Consider the following 15,224-nt stretch of genomic DNA (forward strand, 5'->3'; position numbering starts at 1 on the left):
GCACAAGCTGCTAGGCTGGCGGTTCTCACAAGGTAAACCCCTCCTATGAAACTCGCCATCCTCGACCGCGACGGCACCCTCAATCCGCTGGCGGACGACTACGTCACCGCTGCCGACGAGTGGACCGCTGTGCCGGGCGCGCTCGAAGCCATTGCGCGCCTCAACCATGCGGGCTGGCATGTGGTGGTGGCCACCAACCAGCCGGGCCTGGGCCGGGGCTTGTTTGATGTGGTGGCGCTCAACGCCATCCACGCCAAGATGCACCGTCAGGTGGCGGCGGTGGGCGGGCGCATTGATGCCGTTTTCTACTGCCCCCACGCGGCCGATGAGGAGTGTGCGTGCCGCAAGCCCGCCCCCGGCCTGCTGGAGCAGATCAGTGACCGCTATGGGGTGGAGCGTGAGGATGTGCAGGTGGTGGGCAGCTGCACCGCGCACCTGCAGGCAGGCGCCGCACTGGGCGCACAGCTGCACCTGGTGTGCACGGGGCAGTCGGCGCAGGTACACCCGGGTGGCCCCTTGCCAGCGGGGGTTCCGCCGGGCACGCGCGTGCATGCCAGCCTGGGTGATTTTGTGGACCAGCTTTTGCCTGCTGTGCAGCCCGCTGCGGCACCCCTGGCGGCGACACCCCTGCCAGCGCCTGGCGGCGCTGCTTTCTGATGCTATTACTTTAATAGCTGTTGGTGCTTGATAGATAAGCGCTGGCGGCCAAAATGACCATCAAAATGGCCTTTATCCGTTCCGTCATTCACCTTCTCTGGATGGGCATCACTGTGGTGCCCTATGCGCTGACCATCATGCTGGGCACGCTGCTGGGCGTGCGCGGCAAGCCGCTGTACCGCATCGCCCGCGCGTGGCTGTCACTGTGCATCAGCGGTGCCCGCGTGATCCTGGGCATACGGGCCAACGTGATCGGCATGGAGAATCTGCCGCAGGGCGAGAACGCGGGGGCGGTGCTGCTGGTCAAGCACCAGTCTACGTACGAGACCTTTCTGATGCCAGCGATCATGCCGCGCCCCCTGGCTTATGTGTTCAAGAAGGAGCTGCTGCGTGTGCCGTTCTTCGGCTGGGCCATCGGCCGCCTCGACATGATCCACATCGACCGCGACCAGCGCACCCAGGCCTTCCACAAGGTGGTGCAGCAGGGCAAGGACCTGTTGGCCCAGGGCATCTGGATCATCATGTTCCCCGAAGGCACGCGCATTGAGCGTGGGCAAAAGGGCAACTACAAGACCGGCGGCACCCGCCTGGCCATCGACACCGGCGCGCCAGTGGTGCCAATTGCCGTGACGTCCGCCAAGGTCTGGCCGCGCAAGGCGTTCATCAAGCGCCCGGGCGTGGTGGATGTGTCCATCGGCAAGCCCATTCCCAGCGCAGGCCGCAAGCCCGACGAGCTGATGCGCGAAGTGGAGGCCTGGATCGAGGCCGAGATGCGCCGCCTGGACCCTGATGCGTACCCAGCCGTGGTCATCCCCCCGCACGCCAAGGCGGGCGAGAAGTAAGTCAGTCCGTGATGCAGCGGCTTGTGCAGTTGGCGCTCGACCTTTTCGACCCGCCGGTCGCTCCGGCCGCACCGGCTGCACCGGTTGTGGCGCCGGGAGTGACGGCTGCAGATTTCAAGCAAAAAATGCCTCCAGCGATGGATGGACAAGCGCCAGTAGCTCCTAAAACAGTAGTAAATCGGCCTGCAATGCCTGCGGCACCTGCCGTACCGCTGCCATCCCTGCTGTCCCCGGCCGAATTCCGCCACCCGCAGGCCAGCCGCGAAGTGCTGCTGGGCGACGCCGTCGTGGCCTATGCGCTGCAGCGCGCGCGGCGCCGCACCATCGGCTTTACCGTGGGGGCCGATGGGCTGTCGGTGCGTGCGCCCAGCTGGGTCACCCTGTCGGGCGTGGATTCTGCGCTGCGCGAGAAGTCCGAATGGATCCTGCGCAAGCTGTCTGAGGCGCGCGAGCGCCACCAGCGCATGGAAGGCGGCCGCATTGTCTGGGCCGATGGCGCCGTGTTGCCCTATCTGGGCGAGCCTTTGACCGTGGTGCTGGACCCGAGCCACGGTTTTGCTGGCAAAGGCGGTGCGCTGGTGGCGGGCACCGATGTGGTGTCACCCAGCCTGCACATCGGCCTGCCCCACAGCGCCAGCCCCGCGCAGATCCGCGACGCCGTGCAGGCCTGGCTCATGCGTGACGCGCGCCGCCACTTCACGGCCCGGCTCGACCATTTCGCCCCGCTGCTGGGTGTGCGCTGGGCCAGCCTGCGCCTGTCGAGCGCCAACACCCGCTGGGGCAGTGCCAAGGCCGACGGCTCCATCCGCCTGAACTGGCGCCTGCTGCACTACCGCCCGGCCATCATCGACTACGTGGTGGCGCACGAGCTGGCCCACCTGCGCGTGATGGACCACAGTCCGCGCTTCTGGGACACCGTGGCCACCGTGGTGCCCGACTATGCGCAGCTGCGCAGCCGCTTGCGGGATGAGCCCGCGCCTTTGTGGTGAATCCCCCTGAGTCGCCTGCGGCGCCTTCCCCCTAGGGGGACGACGCCCTCGCTGCGGGGCGGCCCTTGGCTTGCGTCCCTCGCACTGGTCGCGCCCAGTTCAAACGTTTTGCCTAGTGCCCAGAAAGGATCCAAACCATGACAAATACGCTCTCCTCCGTTTCTCCCGCCGAAGGCTACGCAGGAGACGTCACGCCCCAGCAGGCGTGGCAGTGGGTACAGGCCGGCCAGGCGGTGCTGGTGGATGTGCGCAGCGACGCCGAACGTGAATGGGTGGGGCAGGTGCCCGGCTCCATCGCCGTGGCGTGGAAGCAGTGGCCGGGCATGGCCATGAACGCGGATTTTGATGCGCAGATGCGCACGGCCGTGCCTGAGGGCGCCCGGGCTGTGCTGCTTTGCCGCAGCGGCGTGCGCTCCATCGCCGCCGCGCGCCGCGCTACTGAGCTGGGCATCACGGCCTACAACATCCTGGAAGGTTTTGAGGGCGACGCCGATGCGCAGGGCCAGCGTGGCAAGAAGGGCGGCTGGCGCTTTCATGGCCTGCCGTGGAAGCAGGGTTGATGCTCCCAAAAAAATAGCTGCCAGCGCTTTATAGATAAGCGCTGGCAGCTGATTCTAAAGCTTGACTTGCCCCGGCGTTCCGTTTGTTTGGGGCGTCGGTACACCCCCGACTCATGCCAGTGCACCCGTGGAACCGGCTTTGCCGGGCCACCGGGTGCGTCCCCCTTGGGGGAAGGCGCCGCAGGCGACTCAGGGGTTACTTAGCCTGCGGGATTCGGAGTTTCTGGCCGGGGTAGATCTTGTCGGGGTGGCTCAGCATGGGCTTGTTGGCCTCGAAGATCACGGGGTATTTGTTGGCGTCGCCATAGAACTTCTTGGCAATGGCGCTGAGCGTGTCGCCGCGCACCACGTCGTGGTACTGGGCTTCGGGCTCGGGGTTGGTCACATCCATCAGGTTCTCGACGCTGGTCACGCTGGCCACATTGCCGCAGCACAGGGTGACTTTTTCCTTGGCCGCCTGCGTGGGGGCTGTGCCCTTCACGGTGACTTTGCCTTCGGGTCCTTCAAAGGCGACCTGCACATTGCTGGCGCCCAGGTTCTGGGACGCGATGTAGGTCTCGATGGCCTTGGATGCCTTGGCGTTGAGTTCATCTTGCGTGGGGGCTGCTGCCGTGGCGGCCTGTGCTTCTTTGCCGCCGAACAGCTTTTCGCCGGCTTCCTTGATGAAACTGAAAAGACCCATGTCGTACCTCCTAATGTTGCAGAAACAGGAAGGACCACTGTAGCGGCAATGGGCGGCTGCGTCGTGTCGGACACGGGCGCGACACGATTTTTCACAATTTGTGGGCGGGCAGGGGTGGTGCAGCCGGGGGCTGTCGCCCTCGGGCAGAGGTGCATCGCAAAACTCGGGATAATCCGCCGCATGACTTTTCTGGCCATCGACGTCGGTAACACCCGTCTCAAATGGGCGTTGTACGACGCTCCCCGCCCCGGGGCTGCGCTCATTGCGCATGGCGCCGAGTTTCTCGATCACATCGACCGCCTGGCTGAAGGTAGCTGGGAGTCGCTGCCCCACCCGGAGCGCATGCTGGGCTGCGTGGTGGCGGGCGATGCCGTCAAACGCCGCGTGCAAGAGCAGATGGAAATCTGGGACGTCACCCCCTCGTGGGTGGTGTCGTCGGCGCAGGAGACGGGGCTCACCAACGGCTACGACCATCCCTCGCGCCTGGGCTCGGACCGCTGGGTGGCCATGATCGGCGCGCGCCACCATGTGTTGGCACGTGGCCCGGCGCGGCCGCTGGTGGTGGTGATGGTGGGCACGGCGGTGACGGTGGAGTGCATCGACACCGAGGGCCGCTTCATGGGCGGCCTCATCCTGCCCGGCCACGGCATCATGCTGCGCGCGCTCGAGTCCGGCACCGCCGGCCTGCATGTGCCCACGGGTGAAGTGCGCCCCTTTCCCACCAACACCAGCGATGCACTGACCAGCGGCGGCACCTACGCCATCGCCGGTGCCGTGGAGCGCATGTACCAGCACCTGCTGCAGCACTGTGGCCAGGAGCCCGCCTGCATCATGACCGGCGGCGCAGGCTGGAAGATGGCGCCCAGCATGACACGGCCGTTCGAGCTGGTGGACAACCTGATTTTTGACGGCCTGCTGGAGATTGCCACACGGCGGTTTGGGGGCTGAGGGCTTTGTAACGCTGTCGCTGCATTAGTGCGACGCGGCTCTCTATGACCATTGATCTGCAAAACTGGCGCTGCCCAGGCCAGGGACACCAAGCAAGGGCCGCCCCGCAGCGAGGGTGTCGTCCCCCTTCCCGAATGGCGTAGCCAGTCGAGAGAAGGGGGAAGCGGCAAAGCCGCTCAGGGGGATGCCCCCTTATTCTTCTTCCAGTTCAGCCCGCGCCATCTCCACATCCAGCCGCTCCATGGCATCCATGGGTTCAGCGGCGGCGGCCTTTTCGTAGAGCGCGGTGGCTTCCTGCATTTTCTTGTCGCCCTCCAGCATGACGAGCGCATTGGCGTACTCGATCATCGCGATGGCCGATCCCGGATTGAGCTTGAGGGCTTCCTGAAACAGCTTGAGGCCCGTGTCCTTCTTGGCGCCATAGGTCATGCCGCCAATCAGCGAGCCCACCTTGTCGATCACCTCGGCATGGAAGGCGCCCAGCGCAATGCGCGCATCGGCGTGTTTGGGCGACAGGGCAATGGCCTTCTCCAGCGAGTCCTTCACCTTGCCACCCAAGCCCTGCGCCAGCGCCTTGGCCACGCTGATGCCCTGGCTGTAGCGGCCCAGTGCGTAGGCATGCCAGTACCAGGCGTTGGCGTTGTCGGGCTCCTTGGCGGCCTGGGCCTCCGCCCGTTCGGCCACCTGCATGAACAGGTCCAGGCGCGCCTTCTCCTTCGGCTCCAGGTAGTTGGCATAGATGGAGGTGGCCTTGTTGGCGGCAGTGATACCCGCGCCACCGGCTGCCATGCCCGCTGCCGCAGCTTTCTCAAAATCACCGTTGTGGAACAGCGCCCAGGCTTCCAGCGCGGCAGCGTCCTTGGGGCAGGGTTCGGCATCACCGCCATGCAGTCGTGCCCAATGCTTCTTGACGCTAGCAGCGTCAAATTGGTAGTCGCCGGCGTGGGGGAAGGGGGTCCATTTGGCCATGGTGTGTGTCTCCGGAAGTTCTTGTTGGTGGGTGTCTGTGGCGGGTGGGCCGCGTATCAGCCTGGCGCTGGTGCGTAGGCGCCGACCAGCTGCAGCAGGTGGGCGCGCTGGCCGCTTTCGAGGTAGGGCATGAGCAGGTTCAGCACATGGTGGGCTCCGCGCAGCAGCGCGGCCTGGGCGCTTTCGGGCTCCAGTGCACGGCGTGGGTCGCGCACGTATTCGAAGCTCAGCCAGTAAGTGAGCACCACGACCATGCTGGTGGCGGTGGCCTCCAGTTCGCGCGAGTCGATGTGCAGTGCATCAGCGCGGCCCATACCGTCCAGCATGGCGCGCACGGCGCGGGTCTTGTTTTTGAGGATGGCCTGGAAGTGGGTTTCCAGGCGCCGGTTCTTGGACAGCAGGTCGTTGAGATCGCGGTACAGGAAACGGTACTGCCAGATCAGCTCGAACAGCGAGTGCATGAAGAACCAGGCGTCCTCCACATTGCGCACACCATCGGCGGCGGCCAGCAGTTCGGTCAGCGAGGTTTCGTAGCGATCAAACAGCGCGTTGATCAGTTCGTCCTTGGCCGGGTAGTGGTAGTACAGGTTGCCGGGGCTGATGCGCAGCTCGGCCGAGATCAGGGTGGTGGAGACGTTGGGCTCACCGAACCGGTTGAACAGGTCCAGCGTCACTTCCAGAATGCGTTCTGCGGTGCGGCGTGGCGCTTTCTTCACCATGTGTGCGGGCCCCTTCGCGTCGTTTGGCGTCGTTGTTGCGTTGTCTCTGATGGCTACTCTAACCCACACGGTCATGCTGCAGTGCGACATGAACGTGGGGTGTGTATGCAGTACCTAGGCTGCTTGTAGCGCACTTCATGGGTTTCACCAAAAAAAGAAAAGCGGTCCAAACGCCTTGGCGCGTGGACCGCTTGGAGCGGGCTGGGTGCTTGCCGGTGGCAAGCCGTGATCAGCTGGCCGATGGCGTGCTGGTGGCTGCGTCGGCAGCGGCACGTGTCGCGGTCTTCTTTGCAGCCGCCTTCTTGGCGGGGGCTTTGGCTGCAGGCTTGGCGGCTGCCTTTGCAGGAGCAGCCTTCTTTGCCACTGCCTTCTTGGCGGGGGCCTTGGCTGCAGGCTTGGTGGCTGCCTTGGCAGCAGCTTTGGCGGGTGCGGCCTTGCTGCCCTTGGCCAGGGCGTCCACACGGGCGCTCAGGGCTTCCAGGTCGCGGGCCGAGGGCACGCCCAGCTTGGCGAGGGCCTTGGCCACGCGGTCTTCAAAGATGTTTTCGAGCTTGTCCCACTGGCCCTGGGCCTTGGAGCCGATGTCGCTGGCCATGGTGGTCACGCGGCTGGTGGCTTCGGTGATCTTTTCTTCGGCCACGGCCTGGGTCTTGCGCTGGATGGTCAGGCCTTCCTTGACCAGGGCTTCAAACACCTTGCCGCCTTCTTCCTGTGCCTTGGAGAAGGCACCCAGGCCTGCCAGCCAGATCTGCTGGGCGGAGTCCTTGACGGTGCTGGACAGTTGGGCGTTGCTCTTCTTTTTGTCGGCGCTGAGTTTCTGCAGTTTCTTGACCATGGGGCCTCCGTTGTGCGGTTGGTTGGGTTTGCCGGGGCGGGTTGCCTTCGACGCATGGCCGCACTGTACGCCGCACGGCGCGACAGGTGTAGGCGCGCGCTCCTAAAAATGTAGAGCGTGCCATCTAGCGGGGGCGTTCGCTGGCCGCCTAGCATCGGCGCGGGTTTCTGCTGAATCGGTGCGCGCAGGCCTTGGGCAAGAATGAAGCTATCTCAGAGGAGTTATCCATGCAGTATTTCGTGACGGGGGCAACGGGGTTTATTGGCAAGCGGCTGGTCAAGAAGCTGCTGGAGCGCAAGGGGGCGGTGGTGCATTTCCTGATCCGCAAGGAAAGTGCGGACAAGGTGGCCGACCTGCGCAGCTTCTGGGGTGTCGGGCCCACGCGTGCGGTCCCTGTGTTTGGCGATCTCACCGCGAAGAAGCTGGGTGTGGCGGCAGACGACGTGAAGAAGCTCAAAGGCCAGATCGACCATTTCTACCACTTGGCTGCGGTGTACGACCTCTCTGCTGACGAAGAAACCCAGGTGGCCGTGAACATCGAGGGCACGCGCAACACGGTGGACCTGGCCAAGGCGATTGATGCCGGGCATTTCCACCATGTCTCCTCCATCGCGGCTGCCGGCCTGTACGAAGGCGTGTTCCGCGAGGACATGTTCGAGGAAGCCGAGGGTCTGGACCACCCGTACTTCCAGACCAAGCACGAGAGCGAAAAGATCGTGCGCCAGGACTGCAAGGTGCCCTGGACGGTGTACCGCCCGGCCATGGTGGTGGGCGACAGCCAGACCGGCGAGATGGACAAGATCGACGGCCCCTACTACTTCTTCAAGCTCATCCAGCGCCTGCGCCAGCTGTTGCCGCCCTGGATGCCCACCGTGGGCCTGGAAGGGGGGCGCGTGAACATCGTGCCCGTGGACTTTGTGGTCAACGCCCTCAACGTCATCAGCCACCAGAAGGACATCACCAAGAAGTGCTACCACCTGGTGGACCCAGTGGGCTACCGCGTGGGCGATGTGCTCGATATCTTCAGCCGCGCAGCCCATGCGCCGCGCATGAACCTGTTCGTCAACGCCGCGTTGCTGGGCTTCATCCCCAAGAGCGTGAAGAAGAGCCTGATGGCACTGGCGCCCGTGCGCCGCGTGCGCAACGCGGTGATGAAGGACCTGGGTCTGCCCGAGGACATGCTCACCTTCGTGAACTACCCCACGCGCTTTGATTGCCGCGAAACGTTGGCCGCGCTCAAGGGCTCCGGCGTCACCTGCCCCAATCTCAAGGACTACGCCTGGCGGCTGTGGGACTACTGGGAGCGCAACCTCGACCCCGAGCTGTTCATCGACCGCACGCTCAAGGGCACGGTGGCGGGCAAGGTGGTGCTGATCACCGGTGGATCTTCTGGCATTGGGCTGGCGGCAGCGCACAAGTTTGCCGAGGCAGGCGCCACCACCATCATCTGCGGGCGTGACCAGGACAAGCTCGACGAGGCCTGTGCCGAAGCCAAGGCCAAGGGCTACCAATTCATCGCTTACTCGGCAGACATTGCCGACATGACCGACTGCGACCGTTTTGTGCAGTTGCTCATCGACAACCACGGCGGTGTGGACTTCCTCATCAACAACGCGGGCCGCTCCATCCGCCGCGCCATCGAGTCGAGCTACGACCGCTTCCACGACTACGAGCGCACCATGCAGCTCAACTATTTCGGCTGCCTGCGCGTGACCATGGGCTTTCTGCCCGGCATGGTGGCTAAGCGCAAGGGCCATGTGGTCAACATCAGCTCCATCGGCGTGCTGACCAACGCGCCCCGCTTTTCGGCCTATGTGGCCAGCAAGGCGGCCCTGGACGCCTGGACGCGGTGCGCATCGAGCGAGTTTGCCGACCAGGGCATCACCTTCACCACCATCAACATGCCCCTGGTGCGCACGCCCATGATCGCGCCTACCAAGATCTACAACAACGTGCCCACGCTGAGCCCCGAGGAGGCGGCCGACATGATCGCCCAGGCCTGCATCTTCAAGCCGGTGCGCATCGCCACGCGGCTGGGCATCACCGGTCAGCTGCTGCACGCGCTGGTTCCACGCGTGGCGCAGATCACCATGAACACGAGCTTTCGCATGTTCCCAGACTCCACCGCCGCCAAGGGCAGCAAGGACGCCAAGCCGCAGTTGTCTGCCGAGGCCGTGGCGCTGCAGCAGATGATGCGGGGCATCCACTTCTGATGACCCGCCGGCCCGGGCAGAAATACCCGCGTTGAACTCTGTTACCCGGGGGCCGGGCGGGGTGGGATAATCGTGGGTTCTGCCGAGCAGGCATTTCACACGGCCCTCCCTATGATTCTGGTTACTGGCGGCGCGGGTTTCATCGGCGCCAACTTCGTTCTTGACTGGCTTGCTGCCTCCAGCGAGCCCGTGGTCAACCTCGACAAGCTCACCTACGCGGGCAACCTGCACAACCTGGACAGCGTGCAGGGCGACGCGCGCCATATCTTTGTGCAGGGCGATATCGGCGACACCGCGCTGGTGGCCCGCCTGCTGGCTGAGCACAAGCCGCGCGCCGTGGTCAACTTCGCGGCTGAATCGCATGTGGATCGCTCCATCCATGGCCCCGAGGATTTCATCCAGACCAACATCGTGGGCTCGTTCCGCCTGCTGGAGGCCGTGCGTGCCTACTGGAGCGCGCTGCCCGAGGGCGAGCGTGCCGCCTTCCGCTTCCTGCATGTGTCCACCGACGAGGTGTACGGTTCGCTCGCCCCCACCGACCCGGCCTTCGCCGAGACGCGTGGCTTTGAGCCCAACAGCCCTTACAGCGCCAGCAAGGCCGCCAGCGACCACCTGGTGCGCGCCTGGCACCACACCTACGGCCTGCCGGTGCTCACCACCAACTGCAGCAACAACTATGGGCCCTACCACTTCCCCGAAAAGCTGATCCCGCTGATGATCGTCAACGCACTGGCCGGCAAGAACCTGCCCGTGTATGGCGATGGCATGCAGGTGCGTGACTGGCTGTACGTTAAGGATCACTGCAGCGCCATCCGCCGCGTGCTGGAGGCTGGCGCGCCCGGTGAGACCTACAACGTGGGGGGCTGGAACGAGAAGCCCAACATCGAGATCGTGAACATGGTCTGCAGCCTGCTCGACGAGCTGCGCCCCCGTGCTGACGGCCAAAGCTACCGCACCCAGATCACCTATGTGAAAGACCGCCCCGGCCACGACCGCCGCTACGCCATCGACGCGCGCAAGATCGAGCGCGAGCTGGGCTGGAAGCCCGCCGAGACCTTCGACACCGGCATCCGCAAGACCGTGCAGTGGTACCTGGACCATGCGGACTGGGTGGCCAGCGTGCAGACCGGCGCCTACCGCGACTGGGTGCAGACCCAGTATGCGCAGGAGGCCTCCGCTGCGGCTGTGACGGGCGCCACTGCATGAACATCCTGCTGTTTGGCAAGGGTGGCCAGGTCGGCTGGGAGCTGCGGCGCAGCCTGTCGGTGCTGGGCTCCGTCACGGCGTTGGACTTCGATAGCACCGAGCACTGCGGTGACTTTTCCAACCCCGCCGGCGTGGCTGATACGGTGCGCGCCCTGCGCCCCGATGTCATCGTCAATGCCGCCGCCCACACGGCCGTGGACAAAGCTGAGAGCGAAGCCGAGTTTGCCCGCACCCTCAATGCCACCACGCCCGGAGCCCTTGCGCAGGAGGCCGCGAAGTTGGGTGCTTGGCTCGTGCACTACAGCACGGACTATGTTTTCGATGGCAGCGGCAGCCGCCCCTGGGTGGAGACCGATACACCCGCCCCGCTGAGCGTTTACGGCCGCACCAAGCTCGAAGGCGAGCAGCTCATTGCAGAGGCGGGCGCCAAACACCTGATCCTGCGCACCAGCTGGGTCTACGCAGCACGCGGCGGCAACTTCGCCAAGACCATGCTGCGGCTGGCGCAAGAGCGTGAGCGGCTGACGGTGATTGATGACCAATGGGGTGCGCCCACCGGTGCCGACCTGCTGGCCGATGTGACCGCCCACGCGCTGCGCCACCTGCAGCAGCGCCCGCAGGATGCAGGCCTGTACCACTGCGTGGCTGCGGGCGAGACCAACTGGAATCAGTATGCAAAATACGTGCTGGCGCAAGCCCAGAAAGCGCAAATAGCTACAAAAATAATAGCAAAAGAAGTCGCGCCTGTGCCCACAAGCGCATTTCCCACACCGGCCGTGCGCCCCCACAACTCGCGCCTGAGCACCCACAAGCTGCAGTCCACCTTCGGTTTGCAGATGCCCCATTGGCAACAGGGCGTGGCGCGCATGCTCACGGAAATTCTCTGAACGGACCCCAGACCATGACGCAACGCAAAGGCATCATCCTCGCAGGAGGCTCCGGCACCCGGCTGCACCCGGCCACGCTGGCCATCAGCAAACAACTGCTGCCCGTTTACGACAAGCCCATGATCTATTACCCGCTCAGCACGCTGATGCTGGCGGGCATCCGGGACATTCTGGTTATCAGCACCCCGCAGGACACGCCGCGTTTTGCCCAACTGCTGGGGGATGGAAGCCAATGGGGCTTGAACCTGCAATACGCGGTGCAGCCCAGCCCGGACGGCCTGGCGCAGGCGTTTGTGATCGGGGAGTCTTTCTTGGATGGGGCTCCGAGCGCCCTGGTGCTGGGAGACAACATCTTCTACGGGCACGATTTCCATGAACTGCTGGGCAACGCTCAACAGCGCTCTGCGGGTGCCAGCGTGTTTGCCTACCATGTGCACGACCCGGAGCGCTACGGTGTGGCCGAGTTCGATGCCCAGGGCAAAGTGTTGTCGTTGGAGGAAAAGCCTGCTCAGCCCAAGAGCAGCTATGCCGTCACAGGCCTCTACTTCTACGACAACCAGGTTGCGCAGATGGCCCGGAGCTTGAAACCATCGCCACGCGGCGAACTGGAAATCACCGACCTGAACCGGCTGTACCTGGAGCAGGGGCAGCTCAATGTCGAGATCATGGGCCGCGGCTATGCCTGGCTGGATACTGGCACCCATGAAAGCCTGCTGGAGGCCAGCCAGTTCATTGCGACGCTGGAGCATCGCCAGGGCCTCAAGATTGCCTGCCCCGAGGAAATTGCCTGGCGCGCCGGCTGGATCGACAGTGCCCAGTTGCAGCGCCTGGCACAACCTCTTGCCAAGAACGGCTACGGCCAGTACCTCCAGCGTTTGCTGAACGACAAAGTCTATTGATCCCCCATGCACTCCATCCGGCAATCCATCCCAGACGTTGTCCTCCTTGAGCCCAAGGTGTTCGGCGATAGCCGTGGTTTTTTCTACGAAAGCTTCAACCAGCAGGCCTTCCGGGAGGCCACGGGGGTCCAGTGCGATTTTGTGCAGGACAACCACAGCCGCAGCAGCCAGGGTGTGTTGCGGGGCCTGCACTACCAGTTGCCCCCCAGGGCGCAGGGCAAGCTCGTGCGCGTGGTGCGTGGCGCTGTGTTTGATGTGGCAGTGGATATTCGCAAGGGGTCACCCACCTTTGGCCAGTGGGTGGGGGCCCTGTTGACCGAAGACAACCACCGGCAGCTTTGGGTGCCGCCGGGGCTTGCTCACGGTTTTCTGGTGTTGTCCGAATCGGCTGACTTCCTTTACAAGACCACCGACTACTACAGCCCGGAGCATGAGCGCTGCATTCGCTGGGACGATCCAGAGCTTGCCATCGCCTGGCCAGCGGTGGATGCCGCTATTCAGCTTTCGGCGAAGGATCAGGCGGGGCGCTGGTTCGCTGAGGCAGACCTTTGACGACGGCGCAGGGGCGTGCAACGGGCGGATCTCCGGACCGCCCTGCCAAGCTGCGGATCGCCCTGTTGGGAGCCAGGGGCATCCCCGCGAGCTATGGGGGGTTCGAAACCTTTGCCGAACAACTCTCGATACGCCTGGTGGAGCGGGGCCACGAGGTCACTGTGTATGCAGAGACCAGCGAGTCGTCCGTCGAAGACATCTTCTACCAAGGTGTTCGCGTGCGCCACAAACGTCGGCCCCGGTGGGGGGCTGCATCGGTCCTGGCCTACGACTGTGCCTGCCTGTGGGACGCCCGGCGGGGGTACGACCTGGTCTACATGCTGGGGTATGGCGCTGCGTGGGCCTGCTGGTGGCCCCGGGTTTTTGGGGTTCCGGTCTGGATCAATGTGGACGGACTGGAGTGGGCCCGCAGCAAATGGGGGAGGGCTGCACGCATCTACCTGCGCTGCATGGAGTGGGTGGCCAGCCGGGTGGCCACGCGCCTCATCGCCGATGCCGAGGCCATTGCACAGCGGTTCCGCGAGACTTATCCCAAGGGGGCTCCGTCGAGCTTCATTGCCTACGGCGCCGAACTGGTGCAGGACCGGGACGTGGACCCTTCCGTGCTTTCTGCCTGGGGGCTGAAGCCCCGCCGCTACATGCTGGTCGTGGCGCGCCCGGAGCCAGAAAACCATATCCTTGAAATCGTTCAAGGCTATGAGATGCACGAAGGTGACTGGCCGTTGGTCATCGTGGGGGATGTGTCCGGTGCTACGGCCTACCAGCAACTGCTGAGGCAACATGCCAGCGACCGCGTGCGTTTCGTGGGGGGCATCTACGACACCGGGCAGCTCGCAAGCTTGCGTGTACATGCGGCCTGTTACCTGCACGGGCACTCGGTGGGGGGGACGAACCCTTCGCTGCTCGAGGCACTGGCCTGCGGAAACTGGGTCATTGCGCACGACAACCCGTTCAACCGCGAAGTGGCACGCGATGCGGCCGACTACTTTGCAACCCCCGAGCAACTCGCTCGCAGCCTGGATCTATTGGTTGACCAGTCGGACGCCATGCTGCCGCAGCGAAGCCAGCGTGCCCGCGATATCGTGGCGGAGCACTACACCTGGGATAGCATCGCAGATGCCTACGAGGCGCTGATGCATTCAGAATGCCGGCCCCACAGCGCTGCAACAACCAGCACGGGGACCGTGTGACTGAGCCGACTCACGGATTGGCCTCACGCGGAGGGGCGGGCGGGGCTGCCCCCTCGCAGTCACCGCTGGTGGATGTGCTGCTGGCCACGTACAACGGGGCGAAGTATCTTCGTGCCCAGCTCGATTCGCTGTTGGCCCAGACCCACCAGAATTTCCGCCTCCTCGTCAGCGATGACGGGTCTTCGGATGACACGCCTGCAATCCTGGAGAGCTACCGGGTGCGCTTTGGAGAGCGTTTGGTGCATGTGCCCAACCCCCACCATGGGCAAGGGCTGGTCCGAAACTTTGAGAATCTCATGGTGGCCAGCCTGCATGATGGTGTGGCTGCTTGGGTTGCTTTCTCGGACCAGGACGATGTCTGGCTCCCTCCGAAAATCGAGCTGTGCCTCCAAGAAATGGTGCAAATGGAGCAAGAGGGTGGTGCGGAATTGCCTTGTCTGGTGCACTCCGACCTGACGGTGGTGGATGAGCACTTGGGCGTGATTTCGGAGTCCTTCGCCACATACCAACGTATGGACCCTCTGCAGTGCTCGCCACTTTCGCTGCTCAGCGTGAACCAGGTGACGGGATGCACGATGATGGTGAACCGCACTCTGTTGCGAATGGCCTTGCCCCTCCCGCAGGAGACCATCATGCACGACTGGTGGTGTGGCCTGGTGAGTGGAAGCGGCCATAGGTGTTTTGTGCCAACCCCGCTGATCCTGTATCGCCAGCATGGCGCCAACCAGGTGGGCGCCAGGGACCGCAGCCTGAAGACGCGTTTGCTCCGTCTTTTGACGAACGGCCAGGGGATCGTCCGGCGTGTCCGGGTGCTGGGTGGGGCTACCTATCTGCAGGCGCAGGCGCTGCAGCTGCGATTGCGCGCCTTGGGGCTGGATGAAGGCTACGTGTCAGAATACCTTGCGTGGAGGGGTGGGCCTCTGAGGGCGAGAATTTTTGGATATCGCGAATATTATGTGGGCCCCGAATTGGATCGATTAAGCCGCTGTTTGCTGTGGTTCAAGTGATTCACTCCGCCCGAGTGAGACAAGTCGGGCCCGGGTATTGGGTGGTTGGAAGAATGTTCAAAGGCGTTG

Annotated in this window: 16 protein-coding genes; 12 read left to right on the forward strand and 4 right to left on the reverse strand. The window is 64.2% G+C overall.

Annotated features, from left to right (window positions below):
• Nucleotides 1-45: 45 nt before the first annotated feature.
• From gmhB to EXV95_RS20315, 4 genes are all read left to right on the forward strand, one after another.
• Nucleotides 46-657, forward strand: coding sequence for a D-glycero-beta-D-manno-heptose 1,7-bisphosphate 7-phosphatase (gene gmhB / locus EXV95_RS20300; RefSeq protein WP_055396855.1), 612 nt, complete (start codon nt 46-48; stop codon nt 655-657).
• Nucleotides 658-722: 65 nt separating this feature from the next.
• Nucleotides 723-1,499: a 1-acyl-sn-glycerol-3-phosphate acyltransferase gene (locus tag EXV95_RS20305; protein WP_176889127.1), complete on the forward strand. Its 777-nt coding sequence runs from the start codon at nt 723-725 to the stop codon at nt 1,497-1,499.
• Between the two features lie 11 nt (nt 1,500-1,510).
• Nucleotides 1,511-2,488 carry a M48 family metallopeptidase gene (locus EXV95_RS20310; protein WP_176889128.1) on the forward strand — a complete coding sequence of 326 codons (978 nt, stop codon included), beginning with the start codon at nt 1,511-1,513 and terminating at the stop codon, nt 2,486-2,488.
• A 137-nt stretch (nt 2,489-2,625) separates the two neighbouring features.
• Nucleotides 2,626-3,048, forward strand: a complete 423-nt coding sequence (locus EXV95_RS20315; RefSeq protein ID WP_176888235.1) for a rhodanese-like domain-containing protein — start codon at nt 2,626-2,628, stop codon at nt 3,046-3,048.
• A 196-nt stretch (nt 3,049-3,244) separates the two neighbouring features.
• Here EXV95_RS20315 and lysM read toward each other — a convergent pair whose 3' ends face one another.
• Nucleotides 3,245-3,730, reverse strand: a complete 486-nt coding sequence (gene lysM / locus EXV95_RS20320) for a peptidoglycan-binding protein LysM (RefSeq protein WP_055396847.1) — start codon at nt 3,728-3,730, stop codon at nt 3,245-3,247.
• Nucleotides 3,731-3,910: 180 nt separating this feature from the next.
• Here lysM and EXV95_RS20325 point away from each other — a divergent pair, with 180 nt between their 5' ends.
• Entirely contained in the window at nt 3,911-4,678 is a 768-nt protein-coding gene (locus EXV95_RS20325; RefSeq protein ID WP_176888236.1) for a type III pantothenate kinase, read from the forward strand.
• A 192-nt stretch (nt 4,679-4,870) separates the two neighbouring features.
• Here the strand turns inward: EXV95_RS20325 and EXV95_RS20330 are convergent, their stop codons facing one another.
• The 3 genes from EXV95_RS20330 to EXV95_RS20340 all read right to left on the reverse strand — a co-directional run bounded on the left by EXV95_RS20330 (nt 4,871) and on the right by EXV95_RS20340 (nt 7,201).
• Nucleotides 4,871-5,647, reverse strand: coding sequence for a hypothetical protein (locus EXV95_RS20330; RefSeq protein ID WP_055396843.1), 777 nt, complete (start codon nt 5,645-5,647; stop codon nt 4,871-4,873).
• A 56-nt stretch (nt 5,648-5,703) separates the two neighbouring features.
• Nucleotides 5,704-6,366, reverse strand: coding sequence for a TetR/AcrR family transcriptional regulator (locus EXV95_RS20335; RefSeq protein ID WP_121422226.1), 663 nt, complete (start codon nt 6,364-6,366; stop codon nt 5,704-5,706).
• Nucleotides 6,367-6,595: 229 nt separating this feature from the next.
• Complete coding sequence (locus EXV95_RS20340; protein ID WP_176888237.1) at nt 6,596-7,201, reverse strand: phasin family protein; 606 nt, start codon at nt 7,199-7,201, stop codon at nt 6,596-6,598.
• Between the two features lie 227 nt (nt 7,202-7,428).
• Between EXV95_RS20340 and EXV95_RS20345 the strand changes: the two genes are divergently transcribed.
• The 7 genes from EXV95_RS20345 (at nt 7,429) to EXV95_RS20375 (ending at nt 15,155) form a co-directional block, all read left to right on the forward strand.
• Nucleotides 7,429-9,414, forward strand: coding sequence for an SDR family oxidoreductase (locus EXV95_RS20345; protein WP_055396836.1), 1,986 nt, complete (start codon nt 7,429-7,431; stop codon nt 9,412-9,414).
• Between the two features lie 111 nt (nt 9,415-9,525).
• Nucleotides 9,526-10,620, forward strand: a complete 1,095-nt coding sequence (rfbB, locus tag EXV95_RS20350) for a dTDP-glucose 4,6-dehydratase (RefSeq protein ID WP_121422228.1) — start codon at nt 9,526-9,528, stop codon at nt 10,618-10,620.
• Complete coding sequence (gene rfbD, locus EXV95_RS20355) at nt 10,617-11,507, forward strand: dTDP-4-dehydrorhamnose reductase (RefSeq protein ID WP_055396832.1); 891 nt, start codon at nt 10,617-10,619, stop codon at nt 11,505-11,507. The genes rfbB and rfbD overlap by 4 nt, the downstream gene beginning before the upstream one ends.
• Nucleotides 11,508-11,521: 14 nt before the next feature.
• Complete coding sequence (gene rfbA, locus EXV95_RS20360; protein WP_055396830.1) at nt 11,522-12,406, forward strand: glucose-1-phosphate thymidylyltransferase RfbA; 885 nt, start codon at nt 11,522-11,524, stop codon at nt 12,404-12,406.
• A gap of 6 nt (nt 12,407-12,412) precedes the next feature.
• Entirely contained in the window at nt 12,413-12,958 is a 546-nt protein-coding gene (rfbC, locus tag EXV95_RS20365) for a dTDP-4-dehydrorhamnose 3,5-epimerase (protein WP_055396828.1), read from the forward strand.
• A complete protein-coding gene (locus EXV95_RS20370) occupies nt 12,955-14,148 on the forward strand; it encodes a DUF1972 domain-containing protein (RefSeq protein WP_176888238.1) in 1,194 nt (397 codons plus the stop codon). Before rfbC ends, EXV95_RS20370 begins: the two co-directional genes overlap by 4 nt.
• A 68-nt stretch (nt 14,149-14,216) precedes the next feature.
• Nucleotides 14,217-15,155 (forward strand): glycosyltransferase family 2 protein, encoded by a 939-nt coding sequence (locus EXV95_RS20375; RefSeq protein ID WP_255484817.1) that lies wholly within the window; start codon nt 14,217-14,219, stop codon nt 15,153-15,155.
• Nucleotides 15,156-15,224 lie beyond the last annotated feature (69 nt).

This window comes from Acidovorax sp. JMULE5, assembly GCF_013376875.1.
GTDB lineage: Bacteria > Pseudomonadota > Gammaproteobacteria > Burkholderiales > Burkholderiaceae_C > Acidovorax > Acidovorax facilis.